Source organism: Ursidibacter sp. B-7004-1, assembly GCF_053654055.1.
The window spans coordinates 1-7,516 of record NZ_JBSIUP010000052.1; the positions used below are offsets into that span (position 1 = coordinate 1).

The window sequence follows — 7,516 nt, forward strand, 5'->3', positions numbered from 1 at the left end:
AAGCGGTTCGATTTTCACTAGTTTTTGCAAATGACCACTTTTGATTCAAAACAGTTTTTAGCCAACGTTCCCCACCAGCCAGGGGTTTATCGTATGTATGACGATAAAGGAACGATTATTTACGTTGGCAAAGCCAAAGATCTGAAAAAACGTTTATCCAGTTATTTCCGCACGCAACTTTCTAGCCGAAAGACGGAATCGTTAGTTTCAAATATCGCCCATATTGAAACAACCCTAACCCATTCTGAAACAGAAGCACTTTTACTTGAACATAATTATATTAAAGAAAATCAGCCTAAATATAACGTCTTACTACGGGACGATAAATCTTACCCTTATATCTTGCTGACTAAACATCAACACCCTCGCATAGCCAGCTTTCGTGGTAGCAAAAAAATTGCAGGGGAATATTTTGGACCATATCCAAATGCAGGGGCAGTGCGAGAAACGCTAAATTTACTGCAAAAGCTATTTCCTATTCGCCAGTGCGAAGACTCCTACTATAAAAATCGTTCTCGCCCTTGTTTACAATACCAAATTGGACGTTGCCTTGCCCCTTGTGTAGAAGGCATTTATTCCCAGCAAGAATATGATCAACAAGTACAATTTGTACGGCTATTCTTGCAGGGGAAAGATCAACAAGTGATCGAACACTTGATTGCCAAAATGGAAAAAGCAGCGGAAGATCTTGATTTTGAAATGGCTGCTCGCTTTCGAGATCAAATTCAACAAGTGCGTTCTGTAACTGAAAAGCAGTTTGTGAGCAATGAACGCCTAGATGATCTTGATATTATCTCTATTGCCTATCAGCAAGGTATTGCCTGTGTACATATTTTGTTTGTTCGTCAAGGAAAAGTGCTGGGTAATCGTAGCTATTTTCCTAAAGTGCCAAATCATACTGAGATTGCCGAATTAAGTGATACATTTATCGGGCAATTTTACCTGCAGATGAATCAACATCGCACCATTCCACATCAAATCATTATTGATCAGCCAGTGACTGAATCGCTGGCATTACAAACACTATTAAGTGAGCAAGCAGGACATAAAGTAACAATCCAAGATAAAGTTAGGGGAGAAAAAAGTCGCTATCTTGCTCTAGCAAAAACGAATGCAATGGCAGCTTTAACCTTACAACTTAAACAAGATTCACGCATTCAAGCTCGTTACCAAGCACTACAAACCCTATTACAGCTGCCTGAAATTAAACGAATGGAATGTTTTGATATTAGTCACACAATGGGCAATCAAACGGTCGCATCTTGTGTGGTTTTTGATGAAAATGGACCATTAAAATCCGATTATCGCCGTTTTAACATTGAAGGCATTACCGCTGGTGATGATTATGCAGCAATGGAGCAAGCCTTATTAAAACGTTATGATAAACCACTTTCCCCTGAAAAAATTCCTGACATTATTTTTATTGATGGCGGCAAAGGACAACTTAATCGAGCCTTACAAACTTTTGCTGGGCTTAATGTTGAATGGGATAAAAATAAGCCTTTATTGATTGGTGTTTCTAAAGGCGTTGAACGTAAAGCAGGCTTAGAGACTTTGCTTATTAGCCATTGGGATAAAGAAATACATCTTCCCCCTGATAGCCTCGCATTACATTTAATTCAGCATATTCGTGATGAATCCCACAACTACGCCATTACAGGACATCGTAAAAAACGCCAAAAAGCCTTTACCGAAAGCGGATTAGAATCTATCGCAGGTGTAGGTGCAAAACGCCGTCAAGCCCTACTCAAATATCTAGGCGGAATGCAAGGAGTGAAAGCTGCTACTCTTGAAGAAATTCAATCCGTCCCAGGTATTTCAAACGCCCTTGCCGAAGTTATTTTCGATACGTTGCAGAATGGATAAGCATACAAATATAGATATTTAGACACAAGAAGATAGGATAGGTTAATAGCAATATCTTCCCTTTCCATTTCCTACTCTTTCTCGTATAATCAAGCACTATTTTTATTAAAAAAGCTAATAATTACAAATCAATGCAATTAATTCGTGGTGTTCATAATCTTTGTTGTTATCCTGAGTTGCAACGTGGGTGTGTACTGACAATCGGTAATTTTGATGGTGTACATTTAGGGCATCAGAAAATCCTACATCGTCTTCTGGATAAAGCTCATTTATTAAATTTGCCTTCCGTCGTAATGATTTTTGAACCACAACCTCGAGAATTTTTTGCAAAAAAACAACAAAATCTAACCGCTCCCGCACGTTTAATGCGATTACGCGATAAAATTAGTGCATTAAAGCCATTAGGAATTGATTACCTTTTATGTGTGAAATTTGATAAACATTTCGCACAGCAAGAACCTCTAACATTTATTCAAGATTTATTGATTGATAAATTACAGGTGAAATATCTTAGTGTTGGCGATGATTTCCGTTTTGGCCAAAAGCGAACGGGAGATTTTACAATGCTACAAAGTGCAGGCAAAAAATATAGTTTTGAAGTAGAAGATCATCATAGCTATTGTTTGGGGAAAGAGCGTATTAGTAGCTCATTAGTGCGTAATGCTTTGGAACAAGACGACTTATCGTTTGCTCAAGAGTTGTTGGGTAAGCCTTATACTATTCGTGGGCGAGTGGCTCACGGTAATAAGTTAGGAAGAACGATTGGTTTTCCTACCGCAAATATTATGCTAAACCGCCTTGTTACCCCTATTCAAGGGGTCTATGCAGTAGAAATCGAAACACCTAACGGCTGTTTTAATGGTATTGCGAATGTGGGAAATCGCCCGACTATCAATGGAACTAAACCTTTATTAGAAGTTCATCTTTTTGATTTTAGTGAGCAGATTTACGGGCAGGCAATAGAAGTCCGTTTCTTGAAGAAAATTCGTTCAGAGATTAAATTTGCAAATTTTGAAGCATTAAAACAGCAAATTGAACAAGATGTGGTAGCAGTGAAAGAATTTTTTACAAGCGGTAAGATTGACTAGATTTTTTGCAAAAAGTAGTTAAGAACAGACCGCTTATCCTATTTATATTTTGATTGATTGGAAAATAATATGACAGACTACAAAAACACTTTAAACCTGCCGGAAACAGGTTTCCCAATGCGTGGGGATCTGGCAAAACGTGAGCCAGATATGTTGAAAAATTGGTATGAGAAGAATCTTTACCAAAAAATTCGTGAAGCATCAAAAGGCAAGAAAACCTTTATTTTGCACGATGGACCTCCGTATGCAAATGGAACGCTTCACTTAGGACACGCAGTGAATAAAATTCTCAAAGATATGATTATGAAGTCCAAAACGGCATTGGGTTATGATACTCCTTATGTACCAGGTTGGGACTGCCACGGTTTACCGATTGAATTGAAAGTAGAAGGTATTGTGGGTAAACCGAATGAGAAAATTTCTGCAGCGGAATTCCGTCAAGCCTGTCGTGATTATGCAAAAGAGCAAGTAGAAGGTCAGAAAGCGGACTTTATCCGTATGGGGGTATTTGGTGATTGGGATAACCCTTATCTCACAATGAATTTTAATACCGAAGCAAACATTATTCGCACCTTAGGTCGTGTGATTGCTAACGGCCATCTTTATAAAGGTTCTAAGCCTGTTCATTGGTGTTTAGATTGTGGCTCTTCTTTGGCTGAAGCAGAAGTAGAATATGAAGATAAAGTCTCTCCTTCTATTTATGTTCGCTTCTCAGCAACTAACAATGCCGAAGTAGAAGCAAAATTTAACGCTCAAGGCAAAGGAAGCGGTCAGATTTCTGCGGTAATTTGGACAACAACCCCTTGGACCTTACCATCTAACCGAGCCATTTCATTAAACCCTGAATTAGATTACCAGCTACTTCAATTTGGTGATGAGCGTGTTATTTTAGCCTCTGCATTAGTCGAAAGCGTGCAGAAAGCAGCAGGTGTTGAACAAGTTGAAGTGTTAGGTTCAGCAAAAGGATCTGATTTAGAATTACTCCGCTTTAATCACCCATTCTATGATTTTAGCGTACCATTTATTTTAGGCGATCACGTTACCACAGATGGTGGAACAGGTTTAGTTCATACAGCACCAGACCACGGTCAAGATGACTTTATCGTCTCGAAAAAATATGGTTTAGAAATGGCTGGTTTAGTTGCCAATGACGGTAAATTTATTTCAAGTACGCCATTCTTCGCAGGCAAAGGCGTATTTGAAGCAAATGACCTTGTACTAGAAAAATTAAAAGAAACAGGCTCATTACTTAAATTAGAACGCATTAAGCATAGTTACCCACATTGTTGGCGTCATAAAACCCCGATTATCTTCCGAGCAACACCACAATGGTTTATTGGAATGGAAACACAAGGGCTACGCCAACAGGCATTAGGTGAAATTAAACAAGTTCGCTGGATCCCAAGTTGGGGTGAAGCTCGTATTGATAATATGGTGGCAAATCGCCCTGACTGGTGTATCTCACGTCAGCGTACTTGGGGTGTACCAATGACAATGTTTGTCCACAATGAAACGGAAGAACTTCACCCACGTACTTTAGAATTATTGGAAGAAGTTGCAAAACGTGTGGAACAATCAGGTATTCAGGCTTGGTGGGATCTTGATCCTGCTGAGCTATTGGGTGAAGATGCGAAAATCTATCGTAAAGTACCAGATACATTAGATGTATGGTTTGATTCAGGATCAACTTACGCATCGGTTGTTGAGCAACGCCCTGAATTTAATGGCAAATCTGCTGATATGTATTTAGAAGGATCGGACCAACATCGTGGTTGGTTTATGTCTTCCTTGATGCTCTCTACCGCAACAAATGGCAAAGCACCTTATCGCCAAGTCTTAACGCACGGTTTTACCGTAGATGAGAAAGGTCGTAAAATGTCTAAGTCTCTTGGGAATGTAATTGTACCAAGTGAAGTTTGGAACAAAAATGGAGCAGATATTCTACGTTTATGGGTTGCCTCAACAGACTATACGGGTGAGATTGCAGTTTCACACAAAATCTTAAATAGCGCAGGTGATACTTATCGCCGTATTCGTAATACTGCTCGTTTCTTATTAGCTAACTTGAATGGCTTTGATCCACAACGTGATCTTGTTCAGCCTGAAGAGATGATTTCATTAGATCGTTGGGCGGTAAGCTGTGCATTAGAAGCACAGAAAGAAATTAAAGAGGCTTACGATAATTATCAGTTCCATACAGTTGTGCAACGCTTAATGCGTTTCTGCTCAATTGAAATGGGATCATTCTATTTAGATATTATCAAAGACCGTCAATACACAACGAAAGCAGACAGCCTTGCTCGCCGTAGTTGCCAAACTGCATTGTGGCATATTTCAGAAGCCTTAGTTCGTTGGATTGCACCTATTTTATCTTTTACAGCCGATGAAATCTGGGGATATTTACCAAAAGTAGAAGGGCGTTCAGAGTTTGTCTTTACCGAAGAATTTTATGAAGGTTTATTTGGTTTAGGTGAAAATGAACAGCTTGATGATACTTACTGGCAACAGTTACTCAAAGTGCGTGCTGAAGTAAACCGAGTATTAGAACAGGCTCGAAACGATAAACTGATCGGTGCAGGTTTAGAAGCGAAAGTAACCGTTTATGCTAACGATCAAATCCGCCCATTATTAGAACAGCTTGGCAATGAGTTACGTTTTGTATTGATTACTTCACAAGCAGTGGTCAAGCCATTAGCAGAAGCGGATATTGCAGAAGGTGAATTAGCTGGTCTTGCAGTAAAAGTTGAGCGAGCGGAAGGTGAAAAATGTCCACGTTGTTGGCATTATTCAACAGATATTGGTAAAAATACAGAACACCAACATATCTGCGGACGCTGTGTTGAAAATGTAGTAGGCGTAGGCGAAAAACGCCAATTCGCTTAAACATAAAATATATGTAGGGTGGGCTTTAGCCCACCATTGACTGCTTAAACTCTAATTTTTGTTATTAAGCTTATCTTCAAGACCTTTTTCAACAGAAACTATAATACAAATAAGCGGTCTATTTTAGTAAATTTTTTACCAAATCTTACCGCTTAGGCTTTATGGAGCAATTCAATGCTGAGTTTAAACAAACTAACTCGTGCAAGAAACTATTTGGATAAATTGCAATATCTACCGCAATCAGCTAATCAAATTCATTTTCTGCGTAATAGTGCCGAATTTAAACAACAAATTCTAGCCTTAATTGCACAAGCAAAATCTCGAATTTATATTACAGCCCTTTATTTTGAGAAAGATGAAGCAGGGCAAGAAATTCTTAATGCTCTTTATCAAGCAAAATTAGCCCGTCCTGAATTAGACATTAAAATTTTAGTCGATTGGCATCGTGCACAACGTGGACGTATTGGTGAAGATGCCCAAAGTTCAAATGCAGATTGGTACGCTAAAATTCGTCAGCAATATAGCTTAGCTACTGAGAATGATATTGCCTTTTACGGTGTCCCTATCAATGGACGTGAAGTTTTTGGGGTATTACATTTAAAAGGTTTTGTATTTGATAATACCCTGTTATATAGCGGTGCAAGTATCAACAATGTTTATTTACATCAATTTGAACGCTATCGCTACGATCGCTATCATCAAATAGAAAACCAAGCCTTAGCAGACAGCTTTGTGAAGTTGATTGATGAACATATTTTACCTAATGTTGCTGTTAATCGTTTAGATCAAGCTCGTCCTAAAACTGCAGAAATTCGCTCGCAAATTAAAGCATTTCGTAAGTATTTAAGCCAGCAGCAATATCATTTTAGCGGAGAGAAAAAGCGTGATGATGCCTTAATGCTTTCTGCATTATTAGGGCTTGGGCGAAAAAATAGCTTGAATAAAACGATAGAAGCCTTGTTTTATCAAGTTGAGCAGAAATTAACTATTTGTACCCCTTATTTTAATTTCCCACGTTCTCTCCAACAGCGAATTAAATGGCTACTGAATAAAGGGAAAAGTGTTGAAATTATTGTGGGAGATAAAACCGCAAATGATTTCTATACACCGCCAGAAGAGAAATTTTCTATGGCATCGGCATTGCCATATTTGTATGAAAAGAATTTGAGAGCATTCACAAGACGCTTTGATACTTATATCCAAAATGGTCAGCTAAACGTTCGTTTATGGAAACACGATGCAAATACTTACCACTTAAAAGGTGTTTGGATCGACAATCGCTACATTTTATTAACGGGTAATAATTTGAATCCAAGAGCTTGGGGATTAGATGCAGAAAATGCGGTATTGATTTCTGATCCTAAGGCAGAATTAGTGGAAAAATCCACACAAGAACTTGAACAAATTCGTACTCACACAACATTACTAAGTCATTATAGTGATTTAGAAATCCAGCGAGATTACCCTGAAAAAGTGCGTAAATTATTGAAGAAATTCGGTCGAGTAAAATTAGATAAAATAGTCAAAATGCTGTTATAACAGTAACTCCGTTTTCTTTTCATTCGGACACACGCAGTGTGTCCCAGTTTATTGACAAAGTGTTTTCATTCGGACGCCAAGCGTGGCGTCCCTACAAAGAAGAATTATAACCAATTGAAAAATAAACATTTTATTTTGTT

At 38.4% G+C, this 7,516-nt stretch carries 4 protein-coding genes; all 4 read left to right on the top strand.

All coding sequences use genetic code 11. From position 1 onward, the window contains the following. Positions 1-30: 30 nt before the first annotated feature. The 4 genes from uvrC to pssA all read left to right on the top strand — a co-directional run bounded on the left by uvrC (position 31) and on the right by pssA (position 7,376). A complete protein-coding gene (gene uvrC / locus ACWIW0_RS10930; RefSeq protein WP_454453334.1) occupies positions 31-1,866 on the top strand; it encodes an excinuclease ABC subunit UvrC in 1,836 nt (611 codons plus the stop codon). A 131-nt stretch (positions 1,867-1,997) separates the two neighbouring features. Beyond that, a complete protein-coding gene (ribF, locus tag ACWIW0_RS10935; protein ID WP_454453335.1) occupies positions 1,998-2,954 on the top strand; it encodes a bifunctional riboflavin kinase/FAD synthetase in 957 nt (318 codons plus the stop codon). A 69-nt stretch (positions 2,955-3,023) separates the two neighbouring features. Beyond that, a complete protein-coding gene (ileS, locus tag ACWIW0_RS10940) occupies positions 3,024-5,837 on the top strand; it encodes an isoleucine--tRNA ligase (protein WP_454453336.1) in 2,814 nt (937 codons plus the stop codon). Positions 5,838-6,011: 174 nt separating this feature from the next. Continuing rightward, positions 6,012-7,376, top strand: coding sequence for a CDP-diacylglycerol--serine O-phosphatidyltransferase (pssA, locus tag ACWIW0_RS10945; protein WP_454453337.1), 1,365 nt, complete (start codon positions 6,012-6,014; stop codon positions 7,374-7,376). The last annotated feature ends 140 nt before the right edge of the window (positions 7,377-7,516 follow it).